Source organism: Giesbergeria sp. (genome assembly GCF_028686475.1).
Taxonomy (GTDB): domain Bacteria; phylum Pseudomonadota; class Gammaproteobacteria; order Burkholderiales; family Burkholderiaceae_C; genus Simplicispira.
The window spans coordinates 1-18,478 of the sequence record NZ_JAQUCA010000034.1 but is presented as its reverse complement, the minus strand read 5'-3'; the positions used below and the strand labels follow the sequence as shown (position 1 = coordinate 18,478).

Annotated in this window: 16 protein-coding genes and 2 pseudogenes; 1 reads left to right on the top strand and 17 read right to left on the bottom strand. The window is 52.5% G+C overall.

Annotated elements, in window-relative coordinates; translation table 11 throughout:
* From PHX60_RS15010 to PHX60_RS15000, 3 genes are all read right to left on the bottom strand, one after another.
* The coding region (locus PHX60_RS15010) for an HsdR family type I site-specific deoxyribonuclease (RefSeq protein WP_300079381.1) at window positions 1-2,500 on the bottom strand (2,500 nt) is incomplete at its 3' end.
* Between the two features lie 11 nt (window positions 2,501-2,511).
* Window positions 2,512-3,000 carry a hypothetical protein gene (locus PHX60_RS15005; protein WP_091459280.1) on the bottom strand — a complete coding sequence of 163 codons (489 nt, stop codon included), beginning with the start codon at window positions 2,998-3,000 and terminating at the stop codon, window positions 2,512-2,514.
* Window positions 2,997-4,112 carry an AAA family ATPase gene (locus tag PHX60_RS15000; protein ID WP_300079376.1) on the bottom strand — a complete coding sequence of 372 codons (1,116 nt, stop codon included), beginning with the start codon at window positions 4,110-4,112 and terminating at the stop codon, window positions 2,997-2,999. The genes PHX60_RS15005 and PHX60_RS15000 overlap by 4 nt, the downstream gene beginning before the upstream one ends.
* Window positions 4,113-4,240: 128 nt before the next feature.
* Between PHX60_RS15000 and PHX60_RS14995 the strand changes: the two genes are divergently transcribed.
* Entirely contained in the window at window positions 4,241-4,519 is a 279-nt protein-coding gene (locus PHX60_RS14995; protein ID WP_300079374.1) for a hypothetical protein, read from the top strand.
* Window positions 4,520-4,619: 100 nt separating this feature from the next.
* On the opposite strand, the gene PHX60_RS14990 is transcribed toward PHX60_RS14995, so the two are convergent.
* The 14 genes and pseudogenes from PHX60_RS14990 to PHX60_RS14925 all read right to left on the bottom strand — a co-directional run.
* Window positions 4,620-4,799, bottom strand: a complete 180-nt coding sequence (locus tag PHX60_RS14990; protein WP_300079372.1) for a hypothetical protein — start codon at window positions 4,797-4,799, stop codon at window positions 4,620-4,622.
* 133 nt (window positions 4,800-4,932) lie between these two features.
* Window positions 4,933-5,178 (bottom strand): hypothetical protein, encoded by a 246-nt coding sequence (locus tag PHX60_RS14985; RefSeq protein ID WP_300079370.1) that lies wholly within the window; start codon window positions 5,176-5,178, stop codon window positions 4,933-4,935.
* Between the two features lie 53 nt (window positions 5,179-5,231).
* Window positions 5,232-5,960, bottom strand: a complete 729-nt coding sequence (locus tag PHX60_RS14980) for a hypothetical protein (protein WP_300079368.1) — start codon at window positions 5,958-5,960, stop codon at window positions 5,232-5,234.
* A complete protein-coding gene (locus PHX60_RS14975) occupies window positions 5,957-7,201 on the bottom strand; it encodes a restriction endonuclease subunit S (protein ID WP_300079366.1) in 1,245 nt (414 codons plus the stop codon). Before PHX60_RS14975 ends, PHX60_RS14980 begins: the two co-directional genes overlap by 4 nt.
* Window positions 7,198-9,597 carry a type I restriction-modification system subunit M gene (locus PHX60_RS14970; RefSeq protein WP_300079364.1) on the bottom strand — a complete coding sequence of 800 codons (2,400 nt, stop codon included), beginning with the start codon at window positions 9,595-9,597 and terminating at the stop codon, window positions 7,198-7,200. The genes PHX60_RS14975 and PHX60_RS14970 overlap by 4 nt, the downstream gene beginning before the upstream one ends.
* A 267-nt stretch (window positions 9,598-9,864) precedes the next feature.
* A complete protein-coding gene (locus tag PHX60_RS14965; protein ID WP_300079362.1) occupies window positions 9,865-11,265 on the bottom strand; it encodes a replication protein in 1,401 nt (466 codons plus the stop codon).
* A 145-nt stretch (window positions 11,266-11,410) separates the two neighbouring features.
* Entirely contained in the window at window positions 11,411-11,719 is a 309-nt protein-coding gene (locus tag PHX60_RS14960) for a ribbon-helix-helix protein, CopG family (protein WP_300079359.1), read from the bottom strand.
* A gap of 60 nt (window positions 11,720-11,779) precedes the next feature.
* Window positions 11,780-12,421 carry an AAA family ATPase gene (locus tag PHX60_RS14955; RefSeq protein ID WP_300079356.1) on the bottom strand — a complete coding sequence of 214 codons (642 nt, stop codon included), beginning with the start codon at window positions 12,419-12,421 and terminating at the stop codon, window positions 11,780-11,782.
* Between the two features lie 97 nt (window positions 12,422-12,518).
* Window positions 12,519-13,370: pseudogene (locus PHX60_RS14950) on the bottom strand (IS256 family transposase); the annotation flags it as partial.
* 282 nt (window positions 13,371-13,652) lie between these two features.
* Entirely contained in the window at window positions 13,653-14,837 is a 1,185-nt protein-coding gene (locus tag PHX60_RS14945) for a hypothetical protein (protein ID WP_300079354.1), read from the bottom strand.
* Window positions 14,838-15,418: 581 nt separating this feature from the next.
* Entirely contained in the window at window positions 15,419-16,042 is a 624-nt protein-coding gene (locus PHX60_RS14940) for a recombinase family protein (RefSeq protein WP_300079383.1), read from the bottom strand.
* 135 nt (window positions 16,043-16,177) lie between these two features.
* Window positions 16,178-16,855, bottom strand: coding sequence for a DNA-binding protein (locus tag PHX60_RS14935; RefSeq protein ID WP_300079352.1), 678 nt, complete (start codon window positions 16,853-16,855; stop codon window positions 16,178-16,180).
* 107 nt (window positions 16,856-16,962) lie between these two features.
* Complete coding sequence (locus PHX60_RS14930; protein ID WP_300079349.1) at window positions 16,963-17,685, bottom strand: SprT family zinc-dependent metalloprotease; 723 nt, start codon at window positions 17,683-17,685, stop codon at window positions 16,963-16,965.
* Window positions 17,675-18,478: pseudogene (locus tag PHX60_RS14925) on the bottom strand (restriction endonuclease subunit R); the annotation flags it as partial. The pseudogene PHX60_RS14925 and the gene PHX60_RS14930, both read right to left, overlap by 11 nt.

Below are 18,478 nucleotides of genomic sequence, written 5' to 3'. Positions count from 1 at the left end.
TGGAGAGTTTTATTTCGTCACGCACCTTGCTGTAATGCTCTACCTCGGCGCGGATGCGCGCCGCTTCTGTGCTGGTGTAGCCAGCGGCTTGGAGTTCGTTGGCTATGGCAGCAAATGCACGTATCAGCGCCGCCACATGCTTGTAGAGCTGCAAGCGTTTGGCTTCGTTCGCTTTCAGCTGTACGCCATCGCCGGGCTGCTGGCAACAAAAGTAATGGCGGTAGGCTGCAGAGTCGCGTGGTAAGGCGACCGTCTCGCACAGGGCACGCACCGTTTCTAGGGCATCTTCTAGGTGCTCACGCGCCTTTTCCAGACGGTTTTCCAGCAAGCCGGCCACGTCGGCCTTGTCAAAGCCGTCGAGTGCACCGCTGGTGTAGTTTTCCACTGCGTTTTCTAGGCGCTTGAACAGGTCTTTGTAGTCAACGATGTAGCCGTATTCCTTATCGTCCCCATCGAGGCGGTTGACCCGGCAGATGGCCTGAAACAGGCCGTGGTCGCGCATTTGTTTGTCGATGTAGAGGTAAGTGGCCGATGGGGCATCAAAGCCGGTCAGGAGCTTGTCCACCACAATCAACAACTTCATCTGGCCTGGTTCGTCGATGAATTTCTTTTTGACCTCTTGCTCGAACTTCTCGGCCTTGGTGATGGCCTTGTCCACGGGCTCATTGAACCAATCCGACAGCATTTGGCCGTAAATTTGGTACTTGGTCAGGTTATCGGTATCACCTGCGCCAGTAGTTTCCCCTTTGGCATCGGCCACATTGGGGGCGTAACTGGTGACGATGGCGCACCGGCCCTTGAGTTCGGTCTTGGCAAACAGCTCGTAGAACTTGCAGGCTTCAAAGATGCTGCCCGCCACCAACATGGCGTTGCCGTGGCCATCCATCAGGCGGGGCCGGATGGCCATGTCCAGCAGGATGTCGGCCACGATTTGCTCAAGGCGCGACTGGCTGGACAACACCCGCTGCATGGTTCCCCATTTTTTCTTCAGCTGGGCCTTGGCAATGTCGTTGAGGCCCTGGGTTTTGGCCTCAAACCATTGGTCGATTTTGGCTTGCGAGGTGGTGGACTGGTCAATGTCGCGTGCTTCGTAGCGCAAATCCAGCACCACGCCTTCACGCACCGCTTGGTCAAATTTGTAGGTGTGGATGTAGCGGCCAAACACCTCGATGCTTTTTTGCTTGTCGGCCTTAAGCAATGGCGTGCCAGTAAAACCAATGAACAAAGCACTGGCCAGCAAGGCTTTCATGGCCTGGTGCAAGTCGCCAGACTGGGTGCGGTGGCATTCATCGACAAACACATACAGGTCGCCCTTAGCCTGAAACTGGGCCGGCAACTTCTTTAGGTCGGCGATGAAGGCTTGGGCGGCTTCGCCTTCGTTCGATGAACTGGCCCCGGTGCGGCCGAACTTGTGTACCAGCGCACACATCAACCCTTCTTGTGTATCGTTGAGCTTATCCAGCAGGTCAGCCCCGCTGGTAGTGCGGTAAATCTGCTCGTTCACCCCTTTGAACACTTTTTCGATTTGTTCGTCCAGCTCGGTGCGGTCGGTGATGATGAGCACCCGTGCGCCGGGGCGGTTCTCGCGTATCCACTTGGCCAGCCACACCATCGTCAGGCTCTTGCCACTGCCTTGGGTGTGCCAAATGATGCCGCCCTCGCGGCGGCGGATGCAGTTTTGTGCCGCCTTAGTACCAAAGTATTGGTTTTGCCGGCAGACTTTCTTGGTTCCAGCATCGAACACGATGAAGTCGTGCAGCAACTCTAAAAAGCGTGCTTTGCTGCACACCTGTAATAAGTGGCGGTCGAGCGGGTTGGCTTCAGCGGCCTGTGGGCCGTCGGGTTCTATCCATTGCAGCCAGTACTTTTCCGGAGTTTCGGTGGTGGCGTAGCGCAGGCCTTCGGTGTCGTTGCCTGCCATGACCCATTGCAGGGTGGTAAAAAATGGCTGGATGAACTCTTTTTTCTGGTTGTCGAGGTTTTGCCGGATACCTTCGGCCACCGAAACCGTGGAGCGTTTGAGTTCCAACACCCCCAAAGCGATGCCGTTGACGTACAGCACCACATCCGGGCGCTTAGTGGCCGCTTTCGCGGCGTTGAGCAGGTCGGCCCCCTGCACGGTGACTTCTTCGGCCACGGCAAAGTCGTTGGCCTCGGGGTTTTGCCAGTCGATGAGCCAGACGGTGACGTGGTTTTCACCCGCACCGGCCTGCACCTTAATGCCATAACGCAGCATCTCATAGACGGCCTTGTTGCGGTCGTACAGGCTTTTGCTGCTGTCATCCGCTACCTTAGTGAACTCGTGCAGGGCGCGGCCAATCAGGGTATCTGCCACGCCACGGCCCTGCAGCCACGGCCTGAGCAGCTCCAGCTCGATGTTGCTGTTATTGCGCTCGGCCCAATGGCCCAGATAGCGGTAGCCCAGCCGCTGCTGAAACAAGGCCAGCACACGGGCTTGGGTGGCTTTTTCGATTTGGCCGACAACAGCAGCGGTGGACATGAGACAAGCCCCTAACGGAACAAAAATGGTTTAACGTTTTCAATCAGGCGCTGGAGTTCAGCTTGGTTGTGTACCAGCATGGTATGTCCCCATAGTCCCACTGCACCTGCCGCACAGGCTTGGCCCAGTTGTTCACCGATTTTTTCCAGTGAGACGCCACAAGCCTTGCGCAGTGGCTCCGGTTCATCTTGGGTGCCTAGTAGGTACACCCGTTCACGCACATCAGCAGGGCAAGCTTTCTGAAAAATCTGCATCCGGTCGTCCACTTGGCCGTCAAAATCAATCAGCAACACCAAATGCCGTTTCGGGTATTTGCGTAACTGGGGCACATGCACGGTCACAAAGTCATCACGCACCTTAGCCCAGCCCCCAGCAATGGGCAACACCTGAATGGCACGTTCGTTAAGCGAGGGGTCGAGCAAAAAGCCGTTCACGATTTGCCGGTTGGCATCGTCTTCGGGTAGCACTAGAACATGCAACTGGTAGGCATTCACGCTCATGGCTCCAACTCCCCGCAAATCAGGGCTTGGATGAGGTCGGTCTCTGGGCCAAGCTCGGCCAAAGAACGCACCAGGGTCGGCTCTAAGTGGCTTTTACGCCCCAGCACCCAGGTGTTATCGTGCGAAAAGCGCCGCACCGCCTCTTCGTTGTGCGAGGTCATCCAGATTTGCCCACCACTTTGGTGAAATCCACGGCGCAGGGCGGTAACAAAGTGGCTCACCTCATTGAGCGATAGGAAGTTGTCTGGCTCATCCCAGAAAGCAAACAGCGGGCCATAGCTTTGGTTAGCGGCTAGCACTACGCCGCACAGGAAGAAGCATTTTTCGCCATCCGAGAGCGCATCAAAGTCCAGCTCGTGCTGGGCCTGGCCCACCTTAAAGCGCACCAGCAGCTCTTTGGCCTCCTTACCTGCACGCTCAAAGCGGAAATCGCGTAAATCGGGCATCACCTGTTGCAGGTAGGCACTCAGAGGGGCATAGGCTGCCGGGTAATGGGCCAACAGGCCCGACAACCAATCAGCCAGGTTGCGGGCATCTTCCACCGGCTCTAGGGTGTCGCCCACGGTTTCGCTGTGCATCAGGCGTGGCATGGGGGCCAGTAGCACCATACAGGCCAGCCACTCGCGGAAGGTGCCCAAGGGGGTAGTGCTGGAGGTGTCTTGCATTACCGGCAGGGCGACTAAGTGCCAGTCGATGTTGAAGCGCGCCTCGGGCTGGCTGGCGTTTTGCCGTTGCAAGGTCACTTGCGCCAGTTCACGCGCATAGAGTGGCTCGCCGTCCACTGTCAGGGCTTCTTCCAAGACGCGCAGCTCCTTAAAGCGCTCGGGCAAATCCAAGGCCAAGGTGTAGGCGAAAACATGCCCATCCAGCACCGTTTGCAACTCTAAGCGCATTGGGGTGTCGGTGCGGCCCCAAGCAAAATCGCTGGCCTTGAGTAACTGCCCGACGCGGTTACTGCCCCGGCCTATGGCTTGGAAGATTTTGAGCGCCTGCACCAGAGTGGATTTACCGCTGCCGTTTTTGCCAATCAGCAGCGCCGAGGAGGCTTCGCCCGGTTTGAACTCGAAATTTTGCAAACAGCGGAAGTTATGAATGTAGAGGCGTTGGAGCATAAGTTTTCCATTTTAACCCTGAGTCTAGGGGGTTGACAGAGGGTCTACAATGAAATGGTAGAGACTCTTTCTCTACACGGCTATTAAGATTCCGGACTAACATCTTATTTTTATCAAAGGATAAAATTATGAAATACCTTGATTATTTAATAAACAAAATTCCATCGAGCATAAGAAGTTATGTAGATGACTCCCTGATGATTTATGCACTTCAGGAGAAAATTTCAATGCTAGGCCAATTCTTGAATGATTTGGCAGCATCTCTGCCAGAACCTCAGTTTAATTTAGTGGCCCTAACCGTAAGAGTATTTTTAGTGTGTTTAGTGCAATACTATAAAGAAGCTCCACGATTGAAGAAGAGCATGCTGTTTATAGCGAATATGCTTGGAGCCATCTTGGAAAATTAGACAGTGAAATTGAAGAAGATTCGATGAATTATTAATAATTTTTCAGTTAAACCCGCCCAAGGCGGGTTTTTATTTAACACATTATCTAACTGAAAATAAATCAGTCTTCGATGTTTTTATTGAATTTTTCAACTGAAATTGGGCATGATTTCAAATCACCATTACACAAGAGAAGTCCTTTCCCTCCACCTATAACAGACTTAGATATTTTTTCTGTGACAGGAGAGTTTTGATGAGAACACCAAATCACTGATTTAGAAGTAGGTTCTGTGGATTGCATGCTTGAGTTTATTTCTCGGCTATACAAGCTGCTGGTTTCTTTTTGAAAGAATTTACAATAATTCATATCTTTAAATTTAAAATAAAAAAGGGGGGGGTCAGATTCACATTATTTGGTGGCTGCACGGTGGTCATTAAAAAGAAACCACGCGAGATTTCAGCTTGTACTTGGCTCCAGCAGTGACTTTGATGGGGCTGTGCAGGGTGCGGATGATGGTTTCTGTACCATCGGCATGGGTCTCTACCAATTTGCCATTGACGGCACGCATGACTTTACCACTACGGGCCAAGGCTTGGCGGTAGGCGTTTTGGAAGGCTTGTTGTGCCAACATAGGAATACGAGCTTCTAACACCTGCATGGATTCTTCGGTGATTTTCATGAGATTTCGTAGTTTTGATTTTTGAAAATTTTGGGTTGCATCGATAACCCAACCTACACGGCTTGCGAAAGAATCTCGATTTTGAGAATTCTCTCTGGTGGTACAGGAATCCCACCTCCATCAAAGCACGCATTTGAACTTGTGGCAGATTCAATATCGTCTCGACCTTCAATCAAAGTTTCGTACACATAACGTAATGCCCTTTGGAGGACTACAGCCGTAGGAGAACCTAGGAAATGAATAATGCTTGGATTAGACTGTTGGGCAAACCTATCTGTGAGTGCACGGAAGTTTTCTCCCAACAGTTCGCCTGCGATGTCGTCCACAAGTTCAGGGCGAAAGATATAGCTTCCGTTGACCCCGGAAGGTACGGCCACGGCTGTACGGCATAGCATGGCAAATGGTCCCTCGTGTGATGGTTTCCAAGTCTTTGATGACGCAAACCTGCTGCAGCCTCGCCGCTCAATTCCCTCGCTGAGCGATTGCAGGCAATATCGAAGCCGTGGTTCCATCCTGTGTGCAGGAAGAAGACCCTCTGTCATCAATGTGTGGTTCCGATGCAGCCGTGTACCATGAAACCAAAGAACTAAAAATTTTGGAATATAGGTATCTGCTAGAAATTGAGCGACCAGCGTTTGTTCGACATCGTCTGTCAAATCATCCGCACCAATTTCTGTAGATTGCATTCTGTCAATGAGTGTGGCTGCTGTCACACCAAGAATATCGGTCAGAGAGTTTAAGGCCGATGTGGGTGACTCACAGTTGAGTATCAGCCGTGTCATACCAAGCGAATCCTTCCAGTAAGTAACTCCTGCATCATGCCTTGCTTGAGGGCGTGGGTTTTATCGCGGCGGGCTTGCAAGGTGGCGAGTTCGGCATCCATATTAGAGAGGATGGTGGCGATGGCGGTTTGTTCAGCTATTTGCGGAATGTTAAATTCAAGTGACTCAATACTACTAGGATTCAAGTTATTGATGCTCGAACCAGCAAGTAGATTGTTGATGTAGTTTTTATACTTTCCTGTCTGGAATAAGTAAAAAACAAAAGAAGAGTTAAATGTAGTAGCTTCAGTTCGGAAGCAGGCCATGAATGCACCATAGGTGTATTCATGGCCGTCGGCTACGTTAAAAATACCGGCCTTCCCAACCAAAGATTTACTTCCATTCGCCATGCAAATCAAAATATCATCTTTCTGAAGAATTTGCTGTACTGAGACACATCGAGAATTTACAAACTGCACTTCATCAAGAACAACTGTTGCACTCTGAACATTGTTAGAGCGTAAAAGTCGCTTTGTGTACGAGGTATCATGGGGTGATAAATCATTATCACCTTTATAAGTTACACCGCGCAAGCAGCTTCCAACATCCCCCAACCGCTTGACCTGCCACGCCCCAGAAAACCCCGGCAAGCGGGTTTGGCCGGTGAGCAATTGCTGCATAGTGGCCTGTTTCAGGTCGCGCTTTTTGGCAATCAGTTGGTCGAGTTGGGCCAGCAGGGCATCCACATCCGATAGCGCGGCGGCGATGGCGCGTTGTTCAGCCAATGGTGGTGATAAAACTGCCAGTGCACTCAAAGTTCCAAAGTTTACTGCTGGCATTGTTGATGAGCCTGAAATCTCAACAATCTCAGCTTTTTTGTTTTTGATGTACTGATAATAAAAATTAACGCTAATTTCTTTCTTCGGAATCAGTCGAAATAAATTGTTTGCAATTACTCCTGAAAAGCCAAGCCCAAGTAATCCGGGGCTTCCATAACGAACCATAAATAAATCATTAGAACTGATGTGATGGTCTTTCCCAGGATTTTTAATATATCTCCAGCTGATACTGGGGTCTGTCAAATCAACAATCCGAATGAATCTTATGTAGTCCTCTTTTTTTATAGCAGACTGTAGTTCAACTGGTGTTTGTACTCCTTGTTTAAGATAAAAAATACTGCCAATCGTTTCTACCCTCCACTCCTCCGGAATCATCCCCACTTCCGTCCTTTTATACCCCGGCTTGATTTGTTCTTCGCTCATACCTCAAACCCCATTTTCTTCAGATGTGCATTGACCTTGGCCTGCAATGCCTCCACCTCTTGCGCCAGTTGCGGCAGCGGGGTGGCGTAGCGTTGCGCCAGTTGCTGGATGCGTCCGGTTAGTTGTTGGCTCATGCGGTCTAGTTCGCTTTGCACGCGTTCAGTCAGGGCGGTGAGCCATTTATCTACCACCAGCAGGGTTTCTAGCTCGGGGCGCGTCAGTTGCGCGTAGCGGGCCGCCACTTGGGCTTCTAGCGCCTTTTCGGCGGCTTTCAGTTGCTTGTTGGCGCTGGCTTCTTGGTCGGCCAAGGCGGCGTATTGCTGCAAGAGCAGCCTTTCTTCGGTAGCGCTGGGGTCGGCTTTAATGGCTTTCAGCCGGTCTTTCACCCCTTTGGCGGTCAGTTTGCCCTTGTCGTTTTTGGCTTCGGCCAGCAGGCCATCGTCGCTGCCGTGTTCTTCTTCCAATTCTTCCAATTGGCGGCTGATGGCATCGCGCTGGGCTTGCTGTTGCTCTAGTTGCGCCTGTTCGCTGGCAAAGTAACGCGCTACCAGCAGGGCGCTGGGCAGTAGGTCGGCGTTCGGGCTGCCATCGCTACGCAGCGCCGCCCAGCCGTCGGTGGCCAGCATCCAAGCATCATCTTGCAGGGTTTCTGCCCAATAGTCCATCAGGTGCTGGTAGATGGCGTAGGGGTCTATCAGCGTAGCCACTTGGCCGCTGTGGCGGAAGGTGTAGAGCAGGCTTTCGGACAGTGCTTCCAGCAGCAGCTTGGGGCGGTCGCCCAAGGCAATGCTGCTCAGGCGCTGGGTGTGGGCGGCTTTCCAGCCGTCAAACAGGGCGGTGACGCTTTGGTTAAAGCTGGTGAACTCTGGGTGCTGAAAAATGCTGGCCTTAATCTGGCCGGGTGCGACACGCAATTGGCAATAACCGGGGCGCTCGGCGGGCTGGAATAGGGTCTCGCGCACGCTGGGCAAGACTTGCCAATAGGCGTGCAGGCCGTCAATGTCGCGCAGCGGAATGCCGCCTTGCAGGTGCGCGGCAATGTCTTGCAGGTCTTCCGGCTCGGTGCTGTCGATGTAGCGCGGCAGGTTCAGGTTGTAGTCGTTGCGGGCCACTTCCTCCAAGGGCACCAAGCGGGCGTATTGGGGCACCTCTTGGCGGCGGCTTAGGGTATCCACAATTTTGTGGATGTCGCGTTCGCGCAGGCGGTTTTTGTTGCCATCTTTGATAAAGCCTTTGCTGGCATCCAGCATAAAAATGCCCTTGCGCCCGGCAGCGCCTTCTTTGTCCAACACAATGATGCAGGCCGGGATGCCAGTGCCGTAGAACAGGTTGGCAGGCAGGCCAATAATGGCTTGAATCACCCCCTGTTGCACTAGCTGGGTGCGGATGCTGCCTTCGGCCCCACCCCGAAACAAGACCCCATGCGGCAAAATCACCCCCGCCTTGCCGGTGCTTTTGAGGCTTTTGAGGATGTGCAGCAAAAAGGCATAGTCGCCGTTTTTCTCGGGCGGAATACCCCATTCAAAACGCTCATACAGGTCGTTGGCGGGGTTGAGGCCGCTGGTCCACGCTTTGGTTGAGAACGGTGGGTTCGCCACGATAAAGTCAAAGGTTTTCAGGCCGCCACGTTCGCCCAAAAAGTGCGGGCGCGATAGCGTGTTGTCTTGCCAAATTTCTGCCGTGGGGCAATCGTGCAGCACCATGTTCATGCGGGCCAGGGCGCTGGTGGCGTTGTCCATTTCTTGGCCGTACAGGGCCAAATCCAGCCCGGTGCGGCTTTTGGCCTCGTCGTGCGCTTTCAGCAGTAAGGAACCAGAACCACAGGCAGGGTCGTAAATGCTTTGTGTGGCTTGCTTGGCTTCGCCCAAGCCTATTACCTGCGCCATCACGCGCGAGACTTCTGCCGGGGTGTAGAACTGGCCTTTGCTCTTGCCGCTCTCGGTGGCAAAGTGGCGCATCAGGTACTCGTAGGCATCACCCAGCAGGTCATCGCCCTCGGCGCGGTTGCGGCCAAAGTCTAGCCCTTCAAAAATGGACACCAGCCGGGTGAGCCTGTCCACCATGTCTTTGCCCTTGCCTAGCTTTTCCTCATCGTTGAAGTCGGCCACGTTGATAGCGCCGCGCAGGTTCTCGTTGGCATAGGCCAAGCGGGCAATGATTTGGTTAAGCTGGTCGCCAATCTCTTTGCTGCCTTTGGCGGCCACCATGTCGGCAAAACGGCCCCCAATTGGCACTTCAATCAGGGCATCGGGGTCGCCCGCGTATTTGTCAGACACATATTTGACGAACAGTAGCACCAGCACATAGTCTTTGTACTGGCTGGCATCCATGCCGCCACGCAGCTCGTCGCAGGATTTCCAGAGGGATGAGTAGAGTTCAGATTTTTTCAGGGCCATGTTTTGCTGCGATGGAAGGGTTCAAAAAAGTGGCGCGGCGGTAGCAGTCAGCCCCCGATTGTGCCCACCTAGCCCAAGGACAAGGCCGCTGATGCAAAAGCCGCCCAAGGCTTCCGAATTACGTGCTACGCACTTCACCCGGACTGCGCTCGGAATTTGCAATTGAAGTTTCCTCTTAGAAGCTAGCGCAGTTCAAGAAGAGGCCTTTGGCCGGAACACACAGGCTACGCCATAGTAATAGGGGAGGGACTTCGGACAAACAAGGCTTCAACCACCTGCAACATAGTCAGCGGCAGCGGTTTTACTGATACCTAATCGGGCTGCGATAGCTCGTACAGTGAGCCCCTGGGCCCGCAGTACGAGCGCCTGCGCTTTCTTGTTCTGGGCCACTTCTATGTAAGTTTGCCGGTCAACCTCACCGACAGCACGCCTGCGTGCTTCGTCGCGTTTTCTGTCTCTCTCCCGGCGACGTTCCAGTGCCATCTCTTGGGAGATGACCGTGCTTAAGCTGCGCTGTTCTTGGTCTGTAATGCCAAAAATCGAAATCAATGTCGCATTACGGGGGGTGTACAGCGGTGCAAACTGCTTGCCATTGAACTCAACCCGCTCGCCCGCTTCGTACGCTTGGGCTTTCCGGTACAAAGTCGTCAAGTCGGAACTCGAATAGCCCCAAGAAGGGTCCAATTCGCGGGCTAAGGCTACTGCCTCGTGGAACATTCCACCGGAGTGAGTCGCCCCGGAGAGCAGCAAAAAATTTAGCCTCCAGAAAAGATGCAGCATGCGCTCACCCTCATGGACACCTCCACGCAATTCAGCCAGTAGCCTTAGGTCTTCGAGGCGAGACCAAGCCAGCTGGCGGCCGTTTAGCGGCCTTAAATTGCCTGTGTGGTACCCAGGTACCAACTTCAACTCAGAAGAGGCTTTACGGGCCTTCTTTTTCGACTCTAGGTCCCATCGTCCAATCGGCAACAATGTTTCAGCCAACCACTCGAAGCCATAGCGTATAGGCTGACCGTCCTCTCCGGGTTCGACGTGCACAACCCGGCATATCTCACCACTTTTCGTATTGACTGTGTTGATGAGCCTCAACACTCTGGAGGCGTCCCGAGCAGCAGGGTCAGCCCCTGCAAATGCCAGCCTATCAACCAATGCCCGTTGGCAAGCATTCCAGCGCGGTAGAGCTTGGCGTGGCAGCGCACCCTCGATGAGCCACTTGGCTTGCAAGCCTCTGCCTGAAAACACTAAGATGGAAGGGGGTGGCAGACCTTCTTCTCGACAGAAAAAAAGCACATCTGTTGCTAGACGCTCTGGACTTCTGCCTTGCGCCCAATCTTGTCTATAGCTGTCGATGTCAGCGAATAACAGGCCAATGCGAGCCAAGTTGACGACACGTCTGTTGGGTCGAAAAAATTCAGCTTGCGATAGCCAAGTATCGCGGGTCTTGTCTAAGCCGGAGAGAACCGTTGGCATCTCAGCGAGGCGGTAGCTCTGCTGACGTTTTGCACTACTCAGACTCGGTGCGACCAGAATCGAAAAAAACCCCTGCCTGCTGGAGTCAAGGTAACACTGTGCCTCATCGTGCGGACTGAACAACTTCAACTGTGCCTGCGCCATTTGCTTCTTCTTGTTTCCATAGTTGAAAAATGAGGCAAACGAGGTGCTATACAATGAAGGCTGTTCGTGTTGGCCTAGATTGGTTTAGCACTTAGGACGTTGGGCGGTTCCAAGCACCCAACTCCTGCCCCCTGCCAAGCCTCGCTGTCTACAGCGGGGCTTTGCTCTTTCTTGACTTCATCATTATCGTAGGGCTACCTCAGCTATGGAGGTTGGTGCCATCAATCCGTACGCCCACGTTCAGGGCCTGCAAGATAGCCAGGTTAATCACGGCTGCCCGGCTCTGACCTATGCTGAGGGCGAGCGCATCAACGCGCTCCAACAGGGGCTCAGAGATGGTCAAACTGATTTGCAACTTTTTGCCTTTTCGAACGCGCTTAGGTGCTTTCTTCGTTTCTTCCTGCTGAACCGGGAGTGCAACCGCAGCGTCCGGAGCTCCTGAAATGAACATTTCTGCGGCAATGTTGCGGTCTAGTTCCTGTATAGATGGTTTTTTGATAATTGACATAGGTTTATTTTAACATTCATTACAACATTTAAAGAATATTGTTTTAACACTTTTTTAATATTAAAACAATGCTTTTAGCAGTGAATTTAGCTCCTTAATAGCTTTCGCGTCTTTGGGGTGCAGCTCAAGGACCGATTTGCCCAGACTAGCTGCAGTAGCGAATGCCTTACGCCGACCCAATGGCGTCGGTAAGTACTCGAGCTCAGGAAAGTCAGCAATCGCTGCTGCGGCCTCGATGTTGTCTTTCGAAGCACCGGGGTCAGCGAAATTGAGCACAGCAAAACAGCGCAGACCCTCACGTATTTTGCGAACCTCCGCAATCAGTGAAGTCATGTCACTCAGTGCCCATACGTCGAAACTTCGGGGTTGTACAGGTATCAAAACGGCATCGGACAAGAGCAGAGCTGCACGCAATGACGTCGAATCCCGCCCCCCGACATCAATCACGACATCATCAAACTTTTCTGCCTGTAGCTGCAACTGCGCTTTAAGCAGTGAGCCATCGTGGTAGTTAGCGTAAGCGAGGCCAAATAAATTTCCGACCTGCTGCGCGCGAATGGTCATTGCAGACTGGGCTGTGGCTTGACGGTCTCCGTCAAGCAGCCAAACGTCCCTTCCTGCGAGCGCACGAGCCGCTGCGATATTGACAGACAGCGTCGTTTTACCAACACCCCCTTTTGTGTTTGCTACAGTTAAAATCATATTGTATTAATATTAAATAAGTGTTAAAAGTAAGTTTTTTATTGCTAAAAAGTATGGGTTTAATACAATAATATAGCTACATTGTGAACGGGCGGTGCAGGTCGGCTGCCACCTGTTTGCGTTGCTTCCATGAGACATAGTTCAGGCTCTGGCGCACCATGTGCACGATGCACAACTGCACCAGGGTTTGGGGAAACACCGCCTCGATGGCCTCAGGAAAGCCCTTGAGTCCATCGACACAGGCGATAAAGATATCCTGCGCCCCCCGATTGCGTAACTCGGTCACCACCTGCAGCCAGAACTTGGCCCCCTCAGTTTGGGCCAGCCACAAGCCCAGCACCTCCTTCTCCCCGGTCATGCTGATGCCAATGGCCAAGTACACCGCTTTGACGCGTACCGCGCCTTCGCGCACCTTCACATGGATGCAGTCCAGATAGACGATGGGGTAGATGGCATCCAGGGGGCGGGACTGCCAGGCCTTGACTTCATCAGCTACAGCGTCCGTCACCGAGGAAATCAGGCTGGGGGAGACCTCGGTGCCATACATCTCCTCCAAGTGAGCCTGTATCTCACGCACCGTCATGCCACGGGCGTACAGCGAGATGATTTTGTCGTCGAACCCAGCCCGGCGGGTCTGGTGCTTGGGGATGATTTGGGGCTCGAAGCTGCCGTGGCGGTCACGGGGCACCTCGATAGGCAAGGCACCGAAGTCACCTTTGAGGGTTTTCTTGCTTTTGCCGTTGCGGGTGTTGCCGCTGGGGTTGGCCACCGCTTCATGGCGCTGATGGCCCAGATGCTCGGTCAGCTCGGTGTCCAAGGCGCGTTCAACCAGCAGTTTGGTCAGGTGCTTGAGCAGGCCATTGTCGCCGATGAGGTCTTCAGGCTTTTTGTAGTTGGCCAGTAGGTTCGAGAGCAGTTCTTCGGGAATGTCGTGTTTCTTGATGTTCATAGTGCTTACGGACAGGCCAGCTTGCGCTGGCGGTGGATTGGCCGTTTACACAAAATTCTGCACACCCTCGGTATTATTTAACCTCCCTCAGCCACCCTTCTTGGGTGGTTTTTTATTGGGATGCTATTTCTTTACAACCGTCTGAGTTAAGGAACCTTTTTTTGACGCAAATACACTGCGCATGCAGCAGCCACCGTCCCAACATGGCCGGGAATCTTTCCTGAGGTATTTGCTAACGCTTTAGGGGATTGCGCTCAACTTTTTCTTGGTGCTGAAGGCCAATCAAACACGCAAAACCAATGAGGGGATGGAGGTTGGCTCGCACTTGACCATTATTACGGTTTTGCTTTCCGGCATGAAGGTCAACCAGCCTGAGGGTATGAAAGTAAAACCTGCAAAGTGCGCGGCCCGGAGTACAGCTTGCATTAACTCCTCACATGTCATCACCTGCGCCATCGCCTCTCGCTGTCCAGCTTTTACGACTGCGTTCCATGCATCTCCGGAGATGGTTCCCAGTCGCACATACTCAGGCTCACTAGCAGCGGGTGGTTTGTCTTTACCGGATAGCTTAGACTTCGCGACACGTGCCGTGCCAAGGTACGACAGCGCATGCTTACCCTTGACTGCTGCTGCATACTCCGAAAACAAACGCCGAGCCGCGCACACTGCTGTTGGGTCAGTACTCTGGTCAACCACACGCAGGAGGTCCATCGGTGTCAGACTTTTGCTCTTACCGCCATAGCCCATATTCTTCGCGTTGTATGCGATAGCCTTTTGGGCATCCACTCCAGCCACTATCGCGACTGCAGCTTGGGCGAAGAGACTCACCTTAATGCCGCTGCGTTCTCCGGCCCTAGCCCAACTAGCTGCCACTTGGGCATGAGCATCAGCTAAGACAGTTTGTCGGTTGAATCCTCTAAGACCTCTACTATGTGCCCAATTACATAAAAGCGAGACGTGGTAGTGAGGATGCCAACCATTGGAAGTCAATGTGACCTCCAACTTGCGGACGGAGCCGACAATCCCCAAGTATTCAGAAAGTTCCCGCCAAATGGCTTTGCTACGCAGAGAATTCCACACTAGTTCAAGCCGAGACTGTACATCACTCAACGACTCACCAGCTGCATGAGGAATGGTCAGTACAGCATCAACCATGAAGCCACCGTCGGCATAATGCTTGGTAACAAAGTCGGCAAGCATTGCCTTCTCTTGCTCCATCTTATTGTGATGACAAATTGGGCAAATATGAAAAGCATTGCAAACCATCAAGCCACCAAGGCGAGTGGCCCCACTTGTGCTGGCGCTGACTGTCACTGCAGAGGAGCCCAGACGGTGACGCAGGCAAGCAGCAGCCCGATGCTTTGGCAAGGTATTACGGACAGCGTTTTGCAGAAGCAAGCGTTGCTTCTTGTTCCATTCTCTTTTCAATAAGGGTACTGCAGAAAGAACTGCATGCACATACGACATCGACACACTCCATCAGTGCGTCGCATCCCAGCATCCAAATAGCTGGCCTCAATAGCCCCTCAGGGCATTTAAATATTTCCTCGCGCTAGTGTTGCGACAAGTTTGTTAATTTGTTCTATGCTGAGAACGATTTTGCTTCTTAGCATGCACAACTAAGACATATCGGCACCCCAACTCTAACTTTGCTGAGGCGATTGATGTGGCTATGCCCATCATTGTATCTTATACAAGTGTAGGTTGTGACACTTGGCTTGTAGCTACGGTATAGCTTCCAAAAGTTCTGATGCATTCACCACAAGATTCGCCGGTAGGTCGTCTGGTTAAGAAGTTTGAAAAATTCCAAGGACACATCCGAAGCATGCTCGATGTTGAGCTGATTGAGAGCAAAAATTTAAAAATTCAGCAAAATTTTTATTTTTAAAAAATTTATCTATACCTGATTCACTGAGGTACTACGTACGTCGGAGAACTTGAGCAGGCTACATGACTCTCTTAACGTCGGAGAGGTCTAGTACCCTACGGGAAATCTGGATTACTTCCGTGTCCTTTCATCAAATTTTTTTATCGATTGCTTTGCAATCTCAGTCACATGAAGCAGGTTTCTGTATAGACCAGATGCGCTTAACTTGGCTCATGCTGCATGCACACAATTCAGCTGTACGCTTGATTGTTAGACCACTTTTTCGCAGCGCAACGATGCGCTGATGAGTGCTTGTGTCTGCCTTGCGACCGGTATATTTACCCGCGCTTTTTGCAAGTTGTACCCCCTGTTTTTGGCGTTCTCGTCGGGTCTCGTAATCTTCCCGAGCCACTTGCAAAGCCAACTTCAGCAGTAATTCCTGCATCGCTTCGAGCACTATGCGAGCTGTGGGGTCAGTATCAAAAGACATCTGACTCAGGTCAAGCAACCCGGGCACTGCGAGCCTAGCGCCTTTAGCGCGGATAGCGCCAATTAGCAGCTCAGCTTCCACCAATGGCAGGCGACTGAGTCTGTCCATTTTTTCAGCAATCACGACATCACCAGGCTGCAAATCCGCAATCATGCGTAACAGCTCGGGTCTATCTGCTCGTGCGCCTGAAGCTTTTTCTTTATAAATTCCAGCAATGTAGTACCCCTTCTTTCGCGCATCATCAGCAATTTGCTCTTGACGCGATAAGTCTTGTTCGTCGGTACTGACTCGAATGTAGATACGTGCAACTTGCATTTCTTGGCCAAAAAGGGTGTACTTAATTTGTCCTATGCTGGAGGCTATAGCCAAAAATGAATGTACCGATGTAAATTGGCCATAGCCAATTTGGCTATTTCAATTGGCCACAATGGTGCCTACTAGGACCTATGGTCAGCTGGAGGAACTCCGCTGCTCAAGCTTGGCAGAAAGCTCAGCATTTTGACGCTCTAGAACGTCAATTTGTCCTGCATAGCGCGCTGCTTCTTCGCGTGCCGCGCTTGCTTTTGCAGATTCAGCTTTAAGCCGCTCATCTGTTGAGGTGAGCAATTCCGTCGTGGACCTGAGACGTTCGGTCAGTTGTGCAATTTCGATAGCTTGGTGTTGAATGACTGTGTTCGACTCATCAAGCTTGGTGCGTAGTAGCTCGCGTTCAGCCAGTGCTGCATCAAGTTTTTCTTCAAGCTCATCGACCGCCAGACCTGCATCAGCAAGCTCACGCTCACTCTGCTTTCTTTGCTCGTCAGTTGCATGAACCAGTTCTGCTACACGCCTATCTGCTGCCTTGACTGCTTTGTCATGGAGGGTCGCAGCTAAAGTCTTGAGCCGTTCGTTCAATGCTGCGCTCACCAAATTCAGCTGCTCAGCTATTTCCTGCGGCAGTTCTACTACGGGGGCTTTGGGGGCTAAATTTTGGCTGTTTGTGTACTCAGTCCAAACGGTTCTAAGTCTGCTTGCACTACCGCCACCGACCCGTTGGCGCAAAGCAAATCCAGTGACGTTCTTGCCTTCGGATTGCAACTCTAGCCCTGCTCGAACGATTTCTTCGTCGCTGAATTCTGTGGGTCGCATTGTATGAGCTTGTAGTTAGTAAGTTTGTATTGTACCAAGAAAGAAACAAAGTAAGAAACAAATGGAGAAAGAAATAGGGGTACTTATTTGGTCAATGGCACTTTCAGTTACCAATCTTCATGCCCTAGATGCTGCTGGTTCAGTAACTCGCGGCGGCTTTTCCAATGAGGTAGGTGCTGGTCTAACAAGGCCTTGAACTGCGCTGAATGGTTGGGTACTACCAAGTGTGCCAGTTCGTGTACCACCACGTACTCTAGGCATGGCAGCGGCTTTTTGGCCAGTTCTAGGTTAAACCACACGCGCTTGCTCACCGTGTTGCAGCTGCCCCAGCGGGTCTTCATTTTTTTGATGCCCCAAGCGCTGGCCTGCACCCCCAGCGCTGTTTCCCACTGGGCCAACAGGGCAGGCAACAACTCTGCCAATTGTTGACGGTACCAGCGTGCCAACACCGCCTCGCGCTGGGCCGTGCTGCGGTTAGGGTTCACAAACAGGTTTAAGCAGCGCCTACCACTGAGGGCAGCGTATTGTTTGCCGGGCTGCTCTTGCACCTGCAACAGGTACCGTTGGCCTAAGAAGTAATGGCTTTCACCATTGACCATCTGCCGCTCAGATTGGCGTGGCTGCTGCTCAAATTTAGCTTGCTGGCGACGTATCCAGCCCAGCTTGCCAATGACCGCCAACCGCACCGCTTCGTCACTGATAAGCAACGGCACAGCCACGCGCACCCGACCATTGGGCGGATAGACCCCGAGGTGCAGGTTTTTGATGTCTTTACGCTCTATGTGTACCTCGATGTCGCTGACAGTGATGGAACGGCGCTCAGTATTCATGTTGCTGTTTGGCCAATTCGAGGATACGGGTGGTTTCGGCTTCCAATGCGTAGCTGCCACTAGGCTCTTGCACTTCAGTCAACCCGCTGGCCAGCGTAGGCTCCAGCACAGCGCGAATGGCTTTACGTACCAGCTTGGTTTTCATGGTGTTGGCTTTCCAGTTGTCTTGGCTACTGGCACGCACCGCCCCATCGACCTGCAAGGCTAAGGCTTCGTTTTGCCACAGGTTGTTGTACAGGGCTTTCTGGGCTGCCGTTCGCAAGCTGGATGGCAAGCCGAAGCTGGCACTGTGCGCTTGCAGCACTTGGCGAGACAATGCTGCCACTTGGGCCAAGTATTCCTTGTACTCCAACACGCCTTTGCGCCTTTGCTCGACTAAGGCCTCCAGCAGGCTGGACATTTTGTCGTAGTAGGCTGGGTCAATCGGGCTTTCATTGATGATGACCCTGCGCACATTGTTTTCAATCGTCTCGGCCACAGCGTCTTGGTGCTGGCGCATGCGCTCGGGCAGGGCGGCAACGGCTTCGGGGCCACGCTGCACCAGCAGTTCAATCAGGTTGAAATCGTCAAAGGCAGATATTTTTTCGCTTTCCTCTGCGCGGATATAGGTGTCAATCAAGTGCCGCATGGCCGGTTCGTAGGCCTTGAGGTCGATATGGTCGCCACTGGAGAGTTTTATTTCGTCACGCACCTTGCTGTAATGCTCTACCTCGGCGCGGATGCGCGCCGCTTCTGTGCTGGTGTAGCCAGCGGCTTGGAGTTCGTTGGCTATGGCAGCAAATGCACGTATCAG

Coding starts and splice junctions, on each gene's coding strand:
- PHX60_RS15005 (WP_091459280.1), bottom strand. CDS start 3,000: ATGAGCGTGAATGCCTACCAGTTGCATGTTCTAGTGCTACCCGAAGAC.
- PHX60_RS15000 (WP_300079376.1), bottom strand. CDS start 4,112: ATGCTCCAACGCCTCTACATTCATAACTTCCGCTGTTTGCAAAATTTC.
- PHX60_RS14995 (WP_300079374.1), top strand. CDS start 4,241: ATGAAATACCTTGATTATTTAATAAACAAAATTCCATCGAGCATAAGA.
- PHX60_RS14990 (WP_300079372.1), bottom strand. CDS start 4,799: ATGCAATCCACAGAACCTACTTCTAAATCAGTGATTTGGTGTTCTCAT.
- PHX60_RS14985 (WP_300079370.1), bottom strand. CDS start 5,178: ATGAAAATCACCGAAGAATCCATGCAGGTGTTAGAAGCTCGTATTCCT.
- PHX60_RS14980 (WP_300079368.1), bottom strand. CDS start 5,960: ATGACACGGCTGATACTCAACTGTGAGTCACCCACATCGGCCTTAAAC.
- PHX60_RS14975 (WP_300079366.1), bottom strand. CDS start 7,201: ATGAGCGAAGAACAAATCAAGCCGGGGTATAAAAGGACGGAAGTGGGG.
- PHX60_RS14970 (WP_300079364.1), bottom strand. CDS start 9,597: ATGGCCCTGAAAAAATCTGAACTCTACTCATCCCTCTGGAAATCCTGC.
- PHX60_RS14960 (WP_300079359.1), bottom strand. CDS start 11,719: ATGTCAATTATCAAAAAACCATCTATACAGGAACTAGACCGCAACATT.
- PHX60_RS14955 (WP_300079356.1), bottom strand. CDS start 12,421: ATGATTTTAACTGTAGCAAACACAAAAGGGGGTGTTGGTAAAACGACG.
- PHX60_RS14945 (WP_300079354.1), bottom strand. CDS start 14,837: ATGTCGTATGTGCATGCAGTTCTTTCTGCAGTACCCTTATTGAAAAGA.
- PHX60_RS14940 (WP_300079383.1), bottom strand. CDS start 16,042: ATGCAAGTTGCACGTATCTACATTCGAGTCAGTACCGACGAACAAGAC.
- PHX60_RS14935 (WP_300079352.1), bottom strand. CDS start 16,855: ATGCGACCCACAGAATTCAGCGACGAAGAAATCGTTCGAGCAGGGCTA.
- PHX60_RS14930 (WP_300079349.1), bottom strand. CDS start 17,685: ATGAATACTGAGCGCCGTTCCATCACTGTCAGCGACATCGAGGTACAC.